1 pseudogene is annotated in these 271 nt (G+C 56.5%); it reads left to right on the forward strand.

Features of this window, described 5'->3' with window-relative positions:
- Positions 1-271 (forward strand): annotated as a pseudogene (locus ACYP03_RS26290) (dihydroorotate dehydrogenase); the annotation flags it as partial.

Genomic DNA, 271 nt, shown 5'->3' on the forward strand with positions numbered 1-271 from the left:
CTTGCGCTGGCATGGTGGCTGCTGCAGCGGCTTTTTCCTACCCGGCATCACACCCTGGATTTACAGCTGGAAGGGCAGTTTCAGCGCGGCTGGCAAGCCTGGGTGGTCTATCTGACGTTCGGATTGACCATTGTGCTCTGGCTGACAACGGCCTGGCACGGAATGAATGCCTATGTCGTCGCCCTGATCCCGCTGACAGTCTTCGCACTGACAGGCATCATAGGCAAAGAAGAGCTGAAACTCTTTAACTGGGATGTGCTGTGGCTGGTAG

It is taken from the genome of Photobacterium sp. R1 (assembly GCF_054600795.1).